Annotated in this window: 18 protein-coding genes; 16 read left to right on the forward strand and 2 right to left on the reverse strand. The window is 44.5% G+C overall.

The window, feature by feature from the left end; translation table 11 throughout:
* Positions 1–25: 25 nt before the first annotated feature.
* Positions 26–364 (reverse strand): hypothetical protein, encoded by a 339-nt coding sequence (locus tag FED51_RS07765; protein WP_233443913.1) that lies wholly within the window; start codon positions 362–364, stop codon positions 26–28.
* A gap of 276 nt (positions 365–640) precedes the next feature.
* On the opposite strand from FED51_RS07765, the gene FED51_RS07770 reads away from it, so the two are divergent.
* From FED51_RS07770 to FED51_RS07810, 9 genes are all read left to right on the forward strand, one after another.
* Positions 641–1,285, forward strand: coding sequence for a DUF4912 domain-containing protein (locus FED51_RS07770; protein ID WP_233422105.1), 645 nt, complete (start codon positions 641–643; stop codon positions 1,283–1,285).
* A 12-nt stretch (positions 1,286–1,297) separates the two neighbouring features.
* A complete protein-coding gene (locus FED51_RS07775; protein WP_053431496.1) occupies positions 1,298–4,069 on the forward strand; it encodes a 1,4-alpha-glucan branching protein domain-containing protein in 2,772 nt (923 codons plus the stop codon).
* A 17-nt stretch (positions 4,070–4,086) separates the two neighbouring features.
* A complete protein-coding gene (locus FED51_RS07780) occupies positions 4,087–4,836 on the forward strand; it encodes a nucleotidyltransferase family protein (RefSeq protein WP_053431495.1) in 750 nt (249 codons plus the stop codon).
* 88 nt (positions 4,837–4,924) lie between these two features.
* Entirely contained in the window at positions 4,925–5,074 is a 150-nt protein-coding gene (rpmG, locus tag FED51_RS07785) for a 50S ribosomal protein L33 (RefSeq protein ID WP_003323811.1), read from the forward strand.
* 249 nt (positions 5,075–5,323) lie between these two features.
* Positions 5,324–5,884 (forward strand): 5-formyltetrahydrofolate cyclo-ligase, encoded by a 561-nt coding sequence (locus FED51_RS07790; RefSeq protein ID WP_053431494.1) that lies wholly within the window; start codon positions 5,324–5,326, stop codon positions 5,882–5,884.
* Positions 5,881–6,669 carry a DUF92 domain-containing protein gene (locus tag FED51_RS07795; protein WP_053431493.1) on the forward strand — a complete coding sequence of 263 codons (789 nt, stop codon included), beginning with the start codon at positions 5,881–5,883 and terminating at the stop codon, positions 6,667–6,669. The genes FED51_RS07790 and FED51_RS07795 overlap by 4 nt, the downstream gene beginning before the upstream one ends.
* 25 nt (positions 6,670–6,694) lie before the next feature.
* Positions 6,695–7,717, forward strand: coding sequence for a thiazole biosynthesis adenylyltransferase ThiF (locus FED51_RS07800; RefSeq protein WP_053431492.1), 1,023 nt, complete (start codon positions 6,695–6,697; stop codon positions 7,715–7,717).
* A 55-nt stretch (positions 7,718–7,772) separates the two neighbouring features.
* Positions 7,773–7,970, forward strand: coding sequence for a hypothetical protein (locus tag FED51_RS07805; RefSeq protein ID WP_053431491.1), 198 nt, complete (start codon positions 7,773–7,775; stop codon positions 7,968–7,970).
* 169 nt (positions 7,971–8,139) lie between these two features.
* Positions 8,140–9,684 carry a rhomboid family intramembrane serine protease gene (locus FED51_RS07810; RefSeq protein ID WP_053431490.1) on the forward strand — a complete coding sequence of 515 codons (1,545 nt, stop codon included), beginning with the start codon at positions 8,140–8,142 and terminating at the stop codon, positions 9,682–9,684.
* 252 nt (positions 9,685–9,936) lie between these two features.
* On the opposite strand, the gene FED51_RS07815 is transcribed toward FED51_RS07810, so the two are convergent.
* On the reverse strand, positions 9,937–10,815 hold the full coding sequence (locus tag FED51_RS07815) for a hypothetical protein (protein WP_053431489.1): 879 nt from the start codon (positions 10,813–10,815) through the stop codon (positions 9,937–9,939).
* 108 nt (positions 10,816–10,923) lie between these two features.
* On the opposite strand from FED51_RS07815, the gene FED51_RS07820 reads away from it, so the two are divergent.
* From FED51_RS07820 to FED51_RS07850, 7 genes are all read left to right on the forward strand, one after another.
* A complete protein-coding gene (locus tag FED51_RS07820; RefSeq protein ID WP_420810275.1) occupies positions 10,924–12,435 on the forward strand; it encodes a spore germination protein in 1,512 nt (503 codons plus the stop codon).
* A gap of 162 nt (positions 12,436–12,597) precedes the next feature.
* Entirely contained in the window at positions 12,598–13,113 is a 516-nt protein-coding gene (locus FED51_RS07825) for a hypothetical protein (RefSeq protein ID WP_053431487.1), read from the forward strand.
* Between the two features lie 23 nt (positions 13,114–13,136).
* Positions 13,137–13,331, forward strand: coding sequence for a YqgQ family protein (locus FED51_RS07830; protein WP_041820443.1), 195 nt, complete (start codon positions 13,137–13,139; stop codon positions 13,329–13,331).
* A gap of 11 nt (positions 13,332–13,342) precedes the next feature.
* A complete protein-coding gene (locus tag FED51_RS07835; RefSeq protein ID WP_053431486.1) occupies positions 13,343–14,335 on the forward strand; it encodes an ROK family glucokinase in 993 nt (330 codons plus the stop codon).
* On the forward strand, positions 14,332–15,747 hold the full coding sequence (gene aspA, locus FED51_RS07840) for an aspartate ammonia-lyase (protein ID WP_053431485.1): 1,416 nt from the start codon (positions 14,332–14,334) through the stop codon (positions 15,745–15,747). Before FED51_RS07835 ends, aspA begins: the two co-directional genes overlap by 4 nt.
* A gap of 499 nt (positions 15,748–16,246) precedes the next feature.
* The gene (locus tag FED51_RS07845; RefSeq protein WP_053431484.1) at positions 16,247–17,299 is read left to right on the forward strand and encodes an NAD(P)/FAD-dependent oxidoreductase; all 1,053 of its coding nucleotides are present in this window, start codon (positions 16,247–16,249) and stop codon (positions 17,297–17,299) included.
* A gap of 330 nt (positions 17,300–17,629) precedes the next feature.
* On the forward strand, positions 17,630–18,739 hold the full coding sequence (locus FED51_RS07850; RefSeq protein WP_053431483.1) for a YqgU-like beta propeller domain-containing protein: 1,110 nt from the start codon (positions 17,630–17,632) through the stop codon (positions 18,737–18,739).
* Positions 18,740–18,751 lie beyond the last annotated feature (12 nt).

Genomic DNA, 18,751 nt, shown 5'->3' on the forward strand with positions numbered 1-18,751 from the left:
TTTTCACTTTAAGCTAAAACGATACTCATTGTGAACCCGCCCATTTTCGTTGCAGCTGTTCTACTTCGGTTAACAGCAGCCCTGTTTTACGGGCAATTTCTTCAGCCTCATAGCCAGCGTCAGATAACTGTCCAACTTCTTCTATTAACAGCGCTTGTTTGTCGTTTGTCTGCGAGAGACTTGCACGTTGACCGACGAGAAGCTCCTCTTCAAGTAAACGCATTTTCTTTTTCAATTGGTAAATTTCTTGCATAAACGTAATCGAGAGGTTATCCAATTGTTCCTCTAATTGCTTCGTTCGATCTTTACGTGCGAAGGAAAGAATGAACAAGATTGAAGAAAATATAAAAAGTCCGATCAACACCCATTCCAAAGCAATTTTCCCCCTTTTCATCTCTGTGTATCTCTTTTATTATAAAGGAAAAAGACAAGGGACACTCCTGTTTTTTTTAACCTTCTATAATGTCAACTTTCTAAAAATTCATTCGATTTTCTGACAAGCTTGTATCTTCTCTTGATCGTTTTACGTTATGATATGAATAGTGCATCAAGTAAAAAGGGACAAAAACAGACATTTTTCCTCTCTTGTTCCCTTTTCTTCCTAAAGGTATGATGAAGTAAATGAATGTTTTTCGAAGGAGTGGAGCAATTGATCGAAGAAATCTTGAAGCTTCGAAAACAAGGTCTTTCGTTTCGGAAAATAGCGCAAGCATTAAACACAACCGTCGGAAAAGTTCATTATCGTTATAAAAAGCACGAAGAGCTTCAACATCAAAAAGGACAAGCTAAGCCAGCCGCTAAAGGCGAGTGGCAGCTTCCTGGCTCTTATCCTGTTACAGAAATCACTCTCCTTCCACAAGGACCGACAACGTTGTATGCGTTTTGGGATACCTCTGAACAAACAAGAGGACTCGTTTCCTACCAGACCGATAAGGACTGGGAACAGCTGGAGAAACGTCTTCGCCTCTATGACGTGACATCACTCTTATTCGATGGCCGCCGTGCCAACCGCTATGTAGATATTCACTTACCAGAAATGACAAACAATTGGCTGATTGAACATGTAGAACCGAACTGTACTTATCTTATAGATTTAGGGGTTATCACTCCCTCTGGTGCGTTTTTACCGGTTGTACGTTCCACGCCAATCGAGACGCCAAGACAACGAAACGATCAATATAACTTTCGGAAGGAAGATGTGCTTGACTGGCAATACGGTTTGAGCGAAGAACCGAAGTGGCTTGAGCATTTCAGCACGTATTCCTATTACGAAAAAACGAAATAAGGAGCCCGCGAGATGAGAGAAGGATATTTTTCCCTAGTCTTACATGCCCACTTGCCTTATGTTCGTCATCAAGAAGAAGATCGATTGGAGGAACGTTGGCTGTTTGAAGCCATGTCGGAAACGTATATTCCTCTTTTATGGGCCTTAGAAAAACTGCCCGTAAAACATGCAGTCACCATTTCCTTTACCCCTCCTGTTATGGAGATGCTGAGTGACCCACTTGTGCAAACTCGTTACTTGAATCACCTTGAAAATACCGAACAGCTTTTGAAAAAAGAAGAGAAACGTACAAACGATCAACGAACGCAAAATCTCGTTCAGTTTTATAAGCAGCGCTATGAAAAGCTAAAAGCAACGTTTTTACAGTGGGATCGGAATCTACTCATCGGTTTCCGCACCTTGATGGAGAACGAGCAATGCACATTAATGACGTCCGCTGCCACGCATGCCTTTTTTCCATACTTAAAAACAAAAGAAGCGATTCGCGCCCAAGTTCGCCACGGAATCGCATGCTTTGAACAACATTTTGGCAAAAAACCACTTGGGTTCTGGCTCCCAGAATGTGCCTTCTCTCCAGGCGTTGACCGAATTTTATTTGAGGAAGGCATCCGTTACACATTTGTAGATGAACACGCTGTTTTGACGGCAGATCCGACTCCGCATAAGGGATCAAGTGCCCCGATCTATAGCCCGCATGGAATTGCGTTGTTCCCTCGCCATACGGAACTTTCCGCAAAAGTGTGGAGCTCAACGCTTGGGTATCCTGGTGATGTCGATTACCGTGAATTTTACCGTGACATCGCATATGACCGGGAATGGGATTATATTAAGCCGCACGTCCACAAAGACGGGATTCGGATCGATACAGGGTTGAAGTATCATCGGATTACAGGGCATACGGAGGAAAAAGACTTGTATGTCCGTGAATGGGCGGAGAAACGTGTGCAAGAACATGCGAATCATTTTATAGGTGCGATTCATCATGAGATCGATCAACATGGCGGACAAAACTTTCCGCCGTATGTCATGGTCACTCCGTTTGATGCTGAGTTGTTCGGTCATTGGTGGTTTGAAGGGCCAGAGTGGATCGAGGCATTATATGAGCAAGGAGCAGACCGTGTGTCCTTCATAACACCAGAGCTCTATTTGCAGCGTCACTATCAAGATTTTCAGACCGCTCATGTGAGTTTTTCGACTTGGGGGAGAGACGGTTATGGTCACGTTTGGTTAAATGACCATAATGCTTGGATGTATAGACATTATCATCGCATGGAAAAAGATTTAGCGAAAATAGTGGCTATGTATCCACAGCCTACAGTTCTCGAAAGGCAGGCCATTCAGCAAATGGTTAGAGAGTGGATGCTCGCTGTTAGCAGTGACTGGGCGTTTATTCTTGACGGTCAAACGGCTGCACAGTATGCGTCAGAGCGTTTCCATGAGCATGTTCGTCGCTTCGACACGATTCAGAGCGCCTTGCTTGAAGATCGTATAGATTCCCAGTGGCTTAAGCAAATGCTTGCAGCGTTTCCATTTCTGGAGACGATCGACGAGCGCGTATTTTTAAGCCCCCATGATCGTTACGTGCAATCGAAAAAAGAGACCCAGCCATTTGAAGGAACGTGCTCGATCCTTATGCTGAGTTGGGAATATCCGCCTCATGTTGTCGGAGGCCTATCACGTCATGTGGATGCTTTGTCTCAAGCGTTAGCAAAAAAGGGGCATGAAATTCACGTCGTTACAGCCGCTATGGATGGAGCTCCCGAGTACGAAAAAAATGGGGACGTCCACATCCATCGGGTCAGCGGGTTACAACCAGAGAGGGAGCCATTTTTAGATTGGGTGGCCAGCTTGAACTTAGCCATGTTTGAACATGTGAAAAAATTATACCGTTTTCGTCCGTATGATGTCATTCATGCTCATGATTGGCTCGTATCAGGAGCTGCTTTAGCATTAAAACACCTTTTTCAAACATCGCTTATGGCTACTATTCATGCAACGGAGCACGGGCGGAATCAAGGTATCCATACCGAGTTACAGCAAGCGATTCATGACCAGGAAATGAAGCTCGTGACAGAGGCTGATCAAATCATTGTTTGCAGTCAATTTATGAAAGAACATGTTCAATCATTGTTTGTGCCTAATCCTGATAAAGTGGCAGTAATCGCAAATGGTGTGGCTCGTGAGCAAATTGAAGCTGCACGTCTTCAAACGATTTCTCCTGAAAATCGTTTCATTGTATTTTCTGTTGGGCGAATCGTTCAAGAAAAAGGATTTTCTCTCTTGATTGAAGCAGCTGCAAAATGCAAAGAACTAGGCGAACCGATTCAATTTGTTGTGGCTGGGCACGGGCCTCTACTAGCTGACTATCAACAACAAGTAAAGGAACGTCACCTTGAAGCTTGGATTTCCTTTGTCGGCTATATTAGTGATAGTGAGAGAAATGAATGGTACCATCGCGCGGATGTCTGCATTTTTCCTAGCTTGTACGAGCCGTTCGGAATCGTCGCGTTAGAAGCGATGGCTGCAGGCACACCTACGATTGTATCTGACACGGGTGGTTTAGCGGAAATTGTTGAGCATGGAGACAATGGGCTAAAAGTACCTACTGGTGATGTGGACGCGATTGTAGCTCAATTGTTGTCCCTCTATCGTAAACCGCTTTTGCGGGCACAAATTGGTTTTAAAGGTTCACAAGACGTGATCGAGCAGTATAGTTGGGAGACGATTGCCGATCAAACGGAAGCGATCTTAGTGAAAAAAATGAAGCGAGACATCTATGCCTAACACATAAGGGGTGGCCAATGAAAGGGGTAATTCTAGCAGGAGGGCGAGGCACGCGTTTAAAGCCATTAACGGATCAAATACCGAAACCGATGCTTCCGATATCTGGTGTGCCGTGCTTGGCCCATGGGCTCGCCCACCTTGCTGCCCATGGGATTCGTGATATCGTCATGCTCGTCCATTATCTGAATCATCAAATGAAAGCATATTTTCAAGATGGCTCCAAGTACGGTATGCGAATCACGTATGTTCAAGAAGACGCCCCTCTCGGAACAGCTGGGAGCTTGAAAGCAGCGGAGCGTTATTTAGATGAACCATTTGTCGTGATGAGCGGCGATGTGTTAACTACGATATCAATACAGGAGGCCATCGTTTTCCATAAGCGTCAAAACAGTCTTATGACAATGTTGACGAAGCGGGTGAAAAACGGACAAAACTATGGCGTTGTTCAAACCGGTCCAAACCATCGAGTAGTTGCGTTTCGAGAAAAGCCTACGGAAGACAAGACAAGAGAGGTTTTGGTGAATACGGGTTTGTACGTCATGGACCCTTTTGTTCTCTCTTACATTCCAAAAGGCAGTGCCGTTGATCTAGGAAAAGACGTCATCCCATACCTTGTAGACAGGAAGCTGGATATATTTGCTTTAGAAGGGGGCGGCTATTGGCGAGACATTGGCTCGTTTCATGATTATTTACAGGCAAATAACGATGTAAATAGTGGAAGCGTTCCTTCGTTTGTAGGACGACCGTCGCTTCTTTCTCGTGATTAGGTGTAAAGAAAAAACACTTGATTCCTTTAAGTTGTTTTGCTATCATATATGAAGTGTGAAAAAAGCATAAACGTCTGGAGGGATAACGATGCGTGTACAAGTAACACTTGCTTGCACAGAGACTGGTGATCGTAACTACATTACGACAAAGAATAAACGTACGAATCCTGAGCGTATCGAGCTAAAGAAATATAGCCCACGCCTTAAGCGTCATACGTTGCACCGTGAGACAAAATAAGCAGCTGGTCATGCCACTGCTTATTTTTTTATTTCACCTAAGGAAAGTTTAACTTCTATAAATGATGAGCGCATTCCGGCGTTAAGTCTTGGCAGTAAGCTAAGCTTTTCTAAACTATAACGTTATGTATAATAAAGACTAGGAGAGCCTCTCTGTCATTGAAATGTAGCTAGAATGAAATATAGAATACCTGACGCCTCGGTCATTTTCATGTAAGATTGAAAGAGATTGTTCGTGGGAGAGTGAGGTATGGAGGAGAAAAAAGCTTTACGGAATAGAATAAAAAAATTGCTACGATCCCAACCTGAGCAACAGCGGAAGGAAGGGGCGCAAAGAGTTGCTGATATCCTTTTTTCACTGCCAGAATGGAACGAAGCTCACGCAATTGGTATCACCATATCCCTACCCCATGAAGTGCAGACAGAACTGATCATTTCCCGAGGATGGGAAGAGGGGAAACAAATAGCGGTTCCAAGAGTTAAAAAAGGGACAACGCAAATGACTTTTTATGAAATTCATTCGTTTTCGGTTTTAGAAGATACATTTTTCGGTTTGCGTGAACCGAAACCATCTGAATGCAGACAGATAGATGGTCAGGAGTTAGATTTACTCCTAGTCCCAGGGGTCGCCTTTGATCAAAAAGGAAACCGCCTAGGCTATGGTGGGGGTTACTATGATCGATTTCTACATTCCTATAAAGGGAAGACAATCGCTCTCGCGTACTCGCAGCAACTTGTAGAATCTGTTCCGACCGATGAACGGGATGAGCGGGTTCAAATGATTGTCACTGAACGAGGGGTGTACCGATGATTGTCCTTGCATTGCTAGGGGTTTTGTTACTCTCTGTGTATGCCTACAAGATTAAAAAGCTAACCCTCTCTGGAGCGATTTCTGCCTTTGTAGTAGGGGCACTTATTTCCTTTGGTCTTGGCTTTAAAGGCTTGCTCCTTTTGGCGATCTTCTTTTTTACGTCGGGATTTTGGAGTCGTTTTTATCAAGAACGAAAGGAAAATGAAATTACGGCGAAAGGTTCCACACGGGACGGCTGGCAAGTGTTGGCCAACGGTGGATTTGCTGCGATTTGTGCCCTGTTATTTTCCATTTTGCAGGACCCAATTTACATTTGTGGATTCGTAGCAAGCTTAGCTGCAGCAAATGCTGATACATGGGCTTCCGAAGTAGGGCCGCTTGCAAAAAGAAGGCCGATACATATTATTAAGTGGAAGCCGGTCGATGCAGGGACATCAGGAGCTGTGTCTGCCATTGGTACGGCGGCAGCTTTTGCAGGGTCGTTTATCATTGTCGTTGTGAGTATCTTTTTTTGGTGGTCGAGTTCCTTTGCTAGCCATCATCTTTTGTTTAGTTTGACGCTGGCAGGCTTTTTAGGGAATCTTTTTGACACGTTGGTTGGAGCAACGGGTCAAGTGCTATACCAATGTCCGCGCTGTGGGCTGGAAACGGAACGGAAAATTCATTGTAACGGGCCAACCGAGAAAAAATATGGACTTCGCTTTTTAAATAATGATACGGTGAATGCTATTTGTACTGGAACAGGTGCTCTTTTTGGGATCGTCGCAGGTCTTATCTTGCTATAAGGCTGAATAGGAAAGGAGTCTCATCATGACTGACAGACTGGAAGAACGCTATTCACGGCAAATGCTCTTTGCCCCCATCGGAAAAGAGGGGCAACAGAAATTGCAGAACAGTGCTGTCCTCATTGTCGGAATTGGTGCACTAGGGACCGTACTTGCCAATCATTTTGTCCGAGCAGGAATCGGTCACGTTCGAATGGTGGATCGAGATTATGTCGAGGCTAGTAACTTGCAAAGGCAGTTATTGTTTGATGAAGATGATGTACGAGAGTGTTTGCCAAAAGCGGTCGCAGCACAGCAAAAACTACAGAAAGTGAACAGCGACATCAAAGTAGAGGGGATCGTCGCTGATGTAACAGTTGAAAACATTCATGAGTTGATGGAAGGTATGGATTTAGTCCTTGACGGTACGGACAATTTCCAAACACGGTTTCTTATCAATGACGCTTGTTTTCAAATGGGCCTCCCGTTTATTTACGGTGGGGCCGTAAGTTCAAGGGGCATGACGGCGATGTTTATTCCAGAAAAAACGCCATGCTTACGCTGTTTTATTCAAGAAGGACAGGGGTCAGGACAAACATGTGACACAGTAGGTGTTTTAGGTCCTGTCGTTGATATCGTTGCCTCGTTTCAAGCGATTGAGGCGTTAAAATATTTAACGGACAATGAGCAGGCTTACCGTCACAGTCTCATGAGCTTTGACGTATGGCGAAATCATCGATACGATATGAATTTTGCAGCGGCAAAAGCCAATTGTCCCACATGTGGAACTAAAGCATTTCCGGCGTTACACCCTGCGGCACACGATTCAGTTACTTCCCTATGCGGGCGTGAAACGGTCCAAGTTCATACCGGTAGGCCGTTCGATCTTTCAGAATGGGGAAAGCGCCTTGATAGGATCGCTGACGTACAGACTACTCCGTTTTTAGTAAGAGTACAATTAACCGAAGGCGAGCGACTCGTTTTGTTTAAAGATGGACGGGTGCTCGTCCAAGGGACAGAAGACGTGTCACGAGCGAAAACACTTGTGAGCAAATACATCGGGCTATAACGATGGATAAAATCCTTCATCATTTGGAAAAGTAACGAAGAAGGAGGGATTATCTGTGTTTGGTCGAATTGTATCGGTTGTCGCTTTAATTGGTTCTCTTTATTTTGCCGTGAAATACAGGTATCGTGTGCTTAATGCGATGCTGGGGCAGCGCTGGTTACGACGAATAGCGGTATCATTTGCCATGCAAATACCGTTTGTTCGTAACAACCTCATGGGGAATTTGTTCAACCAACGCAGCCCGCAAGGATAACGAACTGGGCAACGCCTCTGAAAATCGCTAATGCTTATGCGATTTTAGGGGCGTTTTTCATAGAAGCGTCTTTTTTCGAGCGAATGGATGCAAAATCATCCAACTATCGGCCCCAGTCTTGTTATACTAAGGGTATGTCTGATTCCCCCTATAAAGAAAAGGTGAGACGATGAATGTTATGAGGCATGATTTATATTTTTGGCAAGTGGTGCATCATCTCGTTGTTGAAGAAGGTTATCGCGTGCTCGATATGGAGCAGAGCGAAGTATGGCTTGAATCTGATGCTTTGAAAGATCGAACCGTTATTCGAATCAAACGGATCGACGTGGATTGGGGCAATCAGTTGCGGGCTGATTTCGAACAGGTTCGTAAAAAAATGCTTTGGTTAAAACGGCAATTGGGTGTCCGCCGTCTTCGGGGAGAAGCGATCTATGTGACGATGTATCCTCCTGTCGATGATTGGTCCTCGTTTGAAGCTGAAGAGAAGCTAGATCGAAATGGGAATGTCACACTACGTCCGACGCTCATTGTTGCGGAAGAATCAGAACGTAAAGCGACAATTGCCGCCGTGAATGAACGATTGTCTATCCATCTTCCTTACGTAGCGCTTTTAGATGAAGATGGCTACCAGATGGAGCAAATGGCCCGTTATCTGCGGCAACAAATTCGTCATACGGCCAATGCCACTCAGCAAAAAGAACGGAGATTGTTTCAATACGGTAAGCCCTATGCAACCTATGGGTTGCTCGTTGTCATTGCTTTCATGTACGTCCTGCTTGAAATGAACGGAGGGAGTACCGATATGCCAACGCTTATTGAGTTTGGGGCAAAATACAATCCAGCCATAGCGGATGGCGAATGGTGGCGCCTTTTATCCTCGATGTTTTTACATATTGGAATTCTTCACTTCATGATGAATTCATTAGCTCTTTTTTACTTAGGGGGAACGGTTGAACGAATTTATGGCACGAGTCGATTTTTCATTATTTACTTCATTGCTGGTTTGGCGGGTTCAATCGCCAGTTTTGCTTTAAATGCCCACGTTTCAGCAGGGGCTTCTGGGGCGATCTTTGGATGCTTCGGTGCGTTGCTGTACTTCGGAACCGTCCACAAAAAGCTGTTTTTTCGAACGATGGGGTCTTCTGTTTTGCTCATTCTTGTTTTCAACCTCGCGTTCGGTTTTATCATTCCGATGATTGATAACGGGGCACACATTGGTGGGCTCATTGGGGGCTTCCTTGCTTCTGCGGTGGTCCATTTACCGAACCATCGGCCAAGGTTACGCCAGCTTAGTTTTTTGCTACTTACAGTTCTAGCTCTTATCGGTTCATTTGCCTTTGGGTTTGTAAACGAACATAAGGCTGGCGCTGATCTTTTGGCCTTGCAAAATGCGCAAGACCTCATTGAGGCCGAAGATATAGAAGCGGCGTATGAGGTGTTACTGGAAAGTGTAGAAAAAGGGAATGAGCGTGCGGAAGCTTATTTCCTCTTGTCTTATACAGAGGCCGTGCTCGGGAAATACGAGGAGGCCGAGGAGCATTTACAAAAAACGATTGACTTAGAGCCAAAGATGCACGAAGCTCATTATAATCTGGCCCTCGTTTATGATGAATTAGATGAGAGACAGAAGGCGCTTGAATCTGCTCAAGAGGCTGTTCGGCTTGATCCAGGCAATGAAAAGTATGAAACGTTTCTTCGCTCCTTAGAAGAATAAACGTGTCATTCGTTCATCTGTTCCACCGTAAGAAATGGTATAATTTAGCCTCGAACATCATTCGAGAGTAGAGAGGCAACTTCGACTCTACTCGGCATAAAAGGCTATAAGTCAAAAAGAACAACGCAGGTGCCAAAAGGAAGGCGACTTCCCTAGAGCGCCCTACGATCAATCATCATCGGTTTGCAAACTCACCATCATTTCTTTGCGTTGTTTCGGTCTGGTCGCTGCGTGTTAAAGCGGAGGCTTTCCTTAAGAAAAAGAAAACGTCTGTAATAATTGAACAGGCTTCCCCTCATCCGTTTCATAGATAATCATGGCGTGATCCCCGTTTTCACTTAAAAAAATGAGCGGAATCGTGCTGCCGATCGGGTTCGTTGAATGCTGAGCATTTCCTGAACTTAACACATAATGTTTATAAAGTCTTTCCCACAGACCGCTGAGAATGATCGCGGTCTGTTTTACGTCTAAATTTGGCAGTGGCACGGATTGATAGTCTGCTAATTTTGTGAGCGGGATGACATAATAAGACTCAGAATTGATGGCAAAATGTTCAATTAGACGTTCTTGAATGTAGGTCATTTGCTGCTTGAGGATCGTGTCGAGAATGCGCTTTCCCTCTTTTTCCTCCGCTGTTTTTGCTATTTTGAAAGAAAGCAATGGACTTAAAGGGGAATCGATGATATACAGCTCATCACGACTGATCGTCTGTGCACTCATAATGTCATCGTTTGGGTAATGGATCTCTGAATGATGAAAGGTAACCGCTACGTAATGCCCGCTATCCTCACCAGCCACCTTTTTGTTCATCGTCAGGCTCGCCTCATTTTCTGTAGAGGCATACAACGTATCAATCAAGTATCCGTCTTCAAAAAGGAGGGAGACATCCTGCCTTAAAAACGCAGGTTGATCCAAAGTGGAAGCGGTAGCCCAATCTAGGGTGTATTCATCTTCATCTTTTTTCGTCATGAGTTCAATGGATGTTGTGGCTTCGGTATATGCTGCATCTGGATCAATGGGAAAGAACGTGAGTGCATCATGGAGAGATGGCTGCTTAGAAAAAAAAGAAAAATAGAGCCCTGCGGCAAAGGCACTAACGATAACAAATAAGAGCAATGGTTTTTTTAACATAGGATCGGTCCTCCATCTCTGTTCAAAGATAGCGCGTCCACTTTTTTCTACTATTCACTCTATGCGGCTTGTTCGAAAATATGTTGCAGTGAATTTTTATTGAAATGAATGGGAACATGGGAACGAGCAAACAATTCAACTAATGGAGGTGATCCTGTGGAGGAGTCAGAAAAGAAACGTCCGGTTCATCTTGACTTTGAGGATAATATCACATATTTAAAAAAAGCGCTTGGTGTGGAAGAAAATTTTGATATTGTCCACTTAGAGCTTTTCCATGCAGGAAAACAGATGGCGCTGTTTGTCGTGGATGGATTTGCAAAAGATTTTGCCATTACGCAAATTCAACGGGAGCTTGTGACGTTAGAGTTGGGGGATTTGGGCCATGACCCAGTTGAAACATTAATGAAAAGCGTCATCCCGTATGTGGAATTGTCGACAGCCAGTGACTTAGATCAAGTCGTAGATGAAGTGTTGTCAGGTCCTGCCGCCCTTGTCATTGAAGGGGCAGAAAAAGTAATTTTAATCGATACGAGAGAGTATCCGGTCCGAGGACCAGAGGAACCTGATACAGAAAAAGTCATCCGCGGCTCTCGTGACGGATTTGTCGAAACGATCGTGATGAATGTGGCGTTGATTCGCCGCAGGGTGCGAGACCGTACATTGCGTGTAGAATATGTTAGTACTGGAAGGCGATCAAAGTCAGATCTTGCCATTACGTATATCGCCGACATCGCTGATGATAAAATCGTGAGTAAGCTAAAGCAAGGTGTGGAAAAAATGATAACGGATGGCATTCCAATGGGAGATAAAACGATTGAAGAGTATGTCTTTGGTCACCATTTGAATCCGTATCCTCTCGTACGTTATTCAGAGCGTCCAGATGTCGCTGCTTCTCACTTGTTTGAAGGTCATGTTCTTCTGCTTGTTGATGGATCCCCGAGTGTGATGATTGCCCCTACGACCTTTTGGCATCATTTGCAGCATGCGGAAGAATACAGGCAAAAACCAGTGGTTGGGGCTGCGCTTCGGCTCGTTCGATTTCTAGCAGTCTGGACTTCGATTTTTTTGCTTCCATTGTGGTATTTGTACGCATCAAATGAAAGGCTTATTCCTCCAGGATTAGAGTTTATTGGGGAGGAACAAAAGGGGGCAGTTCCCCTCATCTACCAGTTTTTGTTTGCAGAAGCGGGAATAGAGATGCTGCGAATGGCGGCGATTCATACACCAAATGCTTTGTCCACCGCCCTTGGGCTAGTTGCCGCTCTATTAATTGGAGAAGTCGCGATTGAAGTAGGGATGTTTTCCCCAGAGGTAATCTTGTATTTAGCAGTAGCAGCCGTCGGGACCTTCGCTACTCCAAGCTATGAGCTGGGTCTAGCCAATCGCCTCATTCGCGTCGCTTTGCTAATCGTCACGAGTTTATTTGGTCTTGCTGGCTACTTGATTGGGACGACCGTCTGGCTCCTAATGCTTGCCCACATTCGATCGATCGATACCCCTTACCTTTGGCCGTTTATCCCATTTAATGGCCGGGCGCTTAGAGATGTGTTGCTTCGTGCGCCAATGCCTTTAAAACATCGCCGACCTGTTGCGATCCACCCAAAAGATCCTGATCGTTAATTGGGTGCACTTTTCACCTTCTTGTTTCATACAATGAAAGAACTTTTCCTTGTACGATCCCGTTTGAATAGATTTGCTTACAAGCTAAGTTTTTTAATCTAAATTAGTGTACAACCACATAAGGATGAAGTATCGAGACTGTAACTGGAAGGGGCATGGTATATGTGGCCAGTTGTTGCGCTCACGCTTTTTGTTGTAACATTTGGGTTCGTCCTTGGTGGATTGGTCGTAGGAGGGAAGGTTCAAGCTAGACCTGTTTCCTTTCTACTGTTTAGCGGCCTGTTTTTGTTTAGCAGCTTTTTCGGGATGCTCGTCAGTTTGTTTACGACAGGGTGGTTTCCATTTCGGTTACTAGACGTGGTGATCGTAGCCCTTTGTTTTGTGTTCATCGTTTCTTGTTTTATGCGCTTCCATCCGACGTTTGGATTCTTTCAATTTGATGGAAGGGCCAATGTGATCCTTTTTGCGGTGATCTCCTTTTTCCTTGGCTTGCAGCTCGGGATGCTAGGATGGCGAACATTTTTTATTCTATTTTTGGCACTCGTTTTCACCGCTGGGCTATTTGCTGGTGGAGTATTCCAAGTGCGAGCGGTAATGAAATTTTATTCCAGACAACCATCTTTTCATTTCCTTCCCCTCATTTGGCTTCTTTTCGCAACCGTATTGAAGCTGTTATAATAGTAGATGAGGTGACGACCGTCATGAAAACGGTTTATGAAGTGCAACAGCTGCTAAAGCAGTTTGGCACGATCATTTACACTGGTGACCGTTCAGTGGACCTTGAGCTAATGGAGGAGGAGCTAAGGGAGCTTCATCAAATGGAAATGATTGATTCAATTACTTACCAAAAAGGAAGGCTGCTCCTTCGAACTGAACGTGCCAAAATCAAGGAATAGTAGGTGGGGAAATGAGTGACAGATGGTATGTTGGTGTGGACGTCGGTGGAACAACGATAAAGATGGCGTTTCTCACAACCGCAGGAGAGATTGTTGATAAGTGGGAAATTCCGACAAACAAACAGGACGGCGGTGCGCTGATTACAACAAATATTGCCGATGCTCTTGATAAACGACTTAGCGGGCATCATAAATCGAAGAGCGATCTAATTGGAATCGGACTCGGGGCCCCTGGTTTTATCGAGATGGATACCGGCTTTATTTATCATGCGGTAAATATTGGTTGGCGGGATTTTCCGTTGAAGGATAAATTAGAGGAGGAGACAAAACTCCCTGTCATTGTCGACAATGATGCCAACATCGCAGCGTTAGGAGAAATGTGGAAAGGTGCTGGTGATGGGGCGAAAAATATGCTGCTCATTACACTTGGAACAGGTGTTGGTGGTGGAATTGTTGCGAATGGAAACATTTTGCATGGGGTCAATGGGATGGCTGGTGAGATCGGTCATATTACGGTCATTCCGGAAGGGGGGGCTCCTTGTAATTGTGGGAAAACAGGATGTCTTGAAACAGTAGCAAGTGCAACTGGAATTGCCCGAATTGCAACTGAAGGAGTGACCGAACATAAGGAGAGTCGGCTCGCCCTAGATTATGACAAGCATGGGGTTCTTACGGCGAAAGATGTTTTTTCTGCAGCGGATGCGAGCGATGCTTTTGCATTATCGGTCGTTGATCATATTGCCTATTATTTAGGCTTTGCCATTGCCAACTTAGCGAATGCTTTGAACCCGGAAAAAATCGTCATCGGTGGTGGGGTCTCTAAAGCGGGAGATACGCTGCTAAAGCCGATTAAGCAGCATTTTGAAGCCTATGCCCTACCTCGTGTGGCAGATGGAGCGGAGTTTCGCATTGCGACCCTCGGGAATGATGCCGGGGTCATTGGCGGCGGATGGTTAGTCAAGCAACAAGAGAACAGCATGGAAAAGGGGAACGAAACGGCATGACAGACTATCGTGTAGAGCGAGATTTAATTGGTGAAAAGAAAGTACCGAAAGAGGCATATTACGGAATTCAAACGATGAGAGCGAGGGAAAACTTCCCCATTACAGGGTATCCCCCTCATGAGGAATTGATTCGCGCCTTTGGCTTTGTCAAAAAGGCTGCTGCGATGGCGAATCGGGATGTAGGGGTGTTGCCAGCTAACATTGCCGATGCGATCATTACCGCAGCAGACGAAGTGATCGAAGGAACGTTCAACGATCAATTTATCGTTGATGCGATCCAAGGTGGTGCAGGTACTTCTTTTAATATGAATGCAAATGAAGTGATTGCCAATCGTGCGATTGAAATCCTTGGAGGAGAGAAGGGGGAATACCTCCGCGTGAGCCCAAATACTCACGTGAACATGGCGCAATCGACAAACGATGCTTTCCCGACAGCTATTCATATTGCCTGTCTTTATTTAGCCAAAGGATTAATTCAATCACTAGAAGACCTGATTGCAGCCATTAAGGAAAAGGAACAACAGTTTGACGATGTGTTAAAAATGGGGCGAACCCATTTACAGGATGCAGTTCCGATACGAATGGGACAAGAATTTGGCGCTTACCGCCGCGTCCTCACTCGTGATTTGGGACGAATCCGCAGCTCAATTGATCATATGCATGAAATTAATATGGGGGCGACAGCAGTAGGGACAGGACTTAACGCAAAGCCTGAATATATGGAAAAAGTGGTTGCCTATTTAAGTGACATTACTGAATTTCCGTTCCGCCATGCAGCAGATTTAGTGGACGCGACGCAAAATACGGATGCTTACACAGAATTATCGAGTGCGCTGAAAATTTTGGCGATCAATTTATCAAAAATGGCGAATGACATCCGCTTGATGAGCTCTGGGCCACGCACGGGGTTAAATGAAATCAACCTTCCACCGCGTCAACCAGGGTCGTCGATCATGCCAGGAAAGGTAAATCCAGTAATGGCTGAAGTGATCAACCAAATTTCGTTCCAAGTCATCGGCAATGACCATACGATTAGCTTAGCGTCAGAAGCTGGGCAACTTGAACTAAACGTTATGGAGCCGGTTCTCGTCTTTAACTTACTTCAATCGTTATCGATCCTGCAAAACGGGATGAAGGTGTTCCGTCAGCACGCGATTGAAGGAATGACGGCCAACGTAGAGCGCTGCAAAGAAATGGTGGAGAGCAGTGTTGGGATCATTACTGCGATCAACCCCCATGTAGGATATGAAACAGCCTCTCGAATCGCAAAGGAAGCGATCCAAACAGGGCGTCCAGTACGAGAAATTTGTCTAGAACGAGGGATTTTAACAGAAGAGGAACTAAACGAAATTTTGGATCCGAAAGAAATGACGAAGCCTGGTATTGCTGGGGCAAGGTTCATTTACGGATAAGAATTTAAAGGGAAACGATATGAACATACAATCGGGGGCTGTCCCAAAAGCACCTTAAAAAATAAAATCGGGAGAACCGTTTGATACGGTTCTCCCGATTTTTGTGTTGATTTGTGTTCTTTGGTTCCTTCGAGCGACAGGCGGAAACTCCTGCGGGAAAAGCAACAGCGAAAGATCGCCGAGAGTGGGGTTCTCGAGGAAGCTGGAGCTTGCCCGAGGAAAGCGTCCGCCAAGTCGTCATTTTGAACGAATAAGTAAAGAAGTTGCCTCAAAAGATAGACTTTTGAGACAGCTCCTCATTTTTTTATGGTGTTGTTATAAGATTCAGCACAGGCCGATGTCCACTTTTAAGATGTCCTCCTCGTCACCATTCGGTATTTTTGCGCAAATCTTATCTTTTGCGGCAGAAACGTTTTGAGTTGCTAGCCGTAAAAAAATCAGTTACAATTAATTGATAATGATAATCAATATCACCGTTTGTTAAAAGGGGCGAAAGAGGATGAACTGGGAAGAACTTTATGATGTTACAATTATCGGCGGCGGACCAGCAGGATTGTTCTCTGCGTTTTATAGCGGACTTAGAGAAATGAAAACGAAGGTTATCGAGTATCAACCGATGCTAGGTGGCAAAGTTCATGTTTATCCAGAAAAAATGATTTGGGATGTGGGTGGATTAACACCGATCCTAGGAGAAAAGTTAATTGAACAGCTTGTTACGCAAGCGTTAACGTTCAATCCAACCGTCGTTTTGAATGAGAAAGTCACATCGATTGCTCAAGAGGAGTCAGGATGGTTTGTGATAAGGACAGCTTCTGGACGAGCGCATTTAACAAAAACCGTGATAATTGCCGTGGGTGGTGGAATCTTAAAGCCGCAAAAAATCGAGCTAGAAGGGGCCGAACGATTTGAAGTGACGAATTTACACTATACGGTTAAGTCGTTGATGCGATTTAAAGATAAAACAGTCATCATTTCTGGAGGGGGTAATTCGGCCATCGACTGGGCGAACGAACTAGAGCCAATCGCAAAAAAAGTTTATTTAACTTATCGAAAAGAGGCGTTGAATGGTCATGAAGCACAGATTTCACAACTTCTAAGCAGTTCCGCTACTTGCCTTTTCCATACGACAATTACCAAGCTGATCGCCAGAGACAAGAAAGAAGTAATTGAACAGGTTGAGCTTACTGATCATCAAACGGGTGAAGTGACTAATTTAGCAGTTGATGAAGTGATTATTAACCATGGATATGAACGGGATAAGTCGTTGCTTGATCAAAGCGAAGTAACTCTTGATCGGATCGATGATTATTATATTGCCGGAACCCCAACAAGTGCTACATCTGTAGGGGGCATCTACGCAGCAGGGGATGTTCTAAATCATGAAGGAAAGCTACACTTAATCGCCGGAGCCTTTCAAGATGCAGCGAATGCAGTCAACCAAGCAAAGCAATGGATTGAGCCAGAAGCCCATCAGTCAGCAATGGTTTCATCACACAATCATGTGTTTAAAGAACGGAATCGGGAATTAATAAGACAAATGTTAAAAAATTAGTATCTCTAAGATCTGTGAACGTACGGGCGATCACAGGTCTTTTTGCGCTTTTAAGAAAGGTCAGCAGGGTAATAGAAAAACGATTGTTTCCCCGTTAAGGATTGGTAGCAAGCCAGTTTTGTAAGGAAGAAGGGTTTGAAAGCAAGTCGAATTTCTGAAAATGAATAATGGTTGGTTTGATCATCGAGTAACGGATATACTAAAAGCACGTTTCACTAACAGTTAAAAAATTGTAAAGAAAATGTTCAGAATCTGAAACTTTTTTGTCTGAAAAATCGTTATACTATTATCGAGACTATTATAAACCATACTAGTAGAAAGGAGATTAACGTGAAATACCGCGCGGTTCTCCTATCCGTATGTTTGCTTTTCATCGCTGGTTGCTTTCCTCAAGCAGACGAGCCCGAACGAGATACATTGCCAGAACAAGAAGAAGATCCGTTACCAACTGGGCAGGAACAGCCTTCCATAACGCCAATTGCCGGTACTGAAGCACAGTACATTGATATAGCTGAGTGGTATGATTCTGACAGTATTCTGTACATAACAGATGAAGGAGAGAATTCCCTTGTTTATATTTATAACCTGTTGACAGGAGAAAAAAAATCTTTGTTTTCATCTGACGACGCTGTGATTAAAGTTACCGCCAATAGCACGCACAGCCAATTTGCGATTCAAACGGTGACGCAAGCTGGTGATGCCCCTGTTTCGATCATTGATAGCCAAGGGGAACTGCTCATGAAGCTTGAAGACTTTGGCGAAGATTTTTCAATTTTTTGGAGTCCATATGAAGAAGATAAACTTATAGCGGTTGCCTATCTGCCAGACTGGGAGCAGGACCTTTATCTCATCGATACTAGCGACAAACAAGTAGAGATGCTTGACTTGGACCAATCATTCGTTCAATGGTTAGATGAGCGTACGATTGTTTATCTTGATTGGAATGGAGATAGCGAAGGATACTATGCTCCGCTTTACACCTTTGACCTTGAAACAGAAGAGGTTGTTTTGTTGCATGAGGAAGCGATTGCGACCCTTGGTTTTGGCGATCATGTAACGCTTATCATTGAGCGTCCAGAGCAAGGGGCAGAAGTGACGACCTATCAATTTTGGAACGGTTCCGAACAGCTTGCGGAGTGGAGTGTGCCAATTCTACGTACATATTCCGAGCAGTGGTGGATCCCGTTTTATGATTTTGATTTAAACAAACGGCTGTTTTATGCTTATAAACCTAATCGAACGGGAGATTATTTTGAATATGATGGAGGGTTTTCCTTTATCGCCTTTGATGTTGATCACGGTGAGGAAACCGTTCTATTTGAGTCAGATGAACACGTTCCGTTTCGTTTGTCGCCAACGGGGCAGAGGGCATTGTTTGGCCCGCGTTTAGAAACAGTGATGGATCTTCTGACTGGAGAGAGTAACTCCCTCATTGAGTAACCATCTTTGCAA

Origin of the sequence: Halalkalibacterium halodurans (assembly GCF_005671335.1) — a bacterium.
GTDB classification, from domain to species: Bacteria; Bacillota; Bacilli; order Bacillales; family Bacillaceae_D; genus Halalkalibacterium; species Halalkalibacterium halodurans.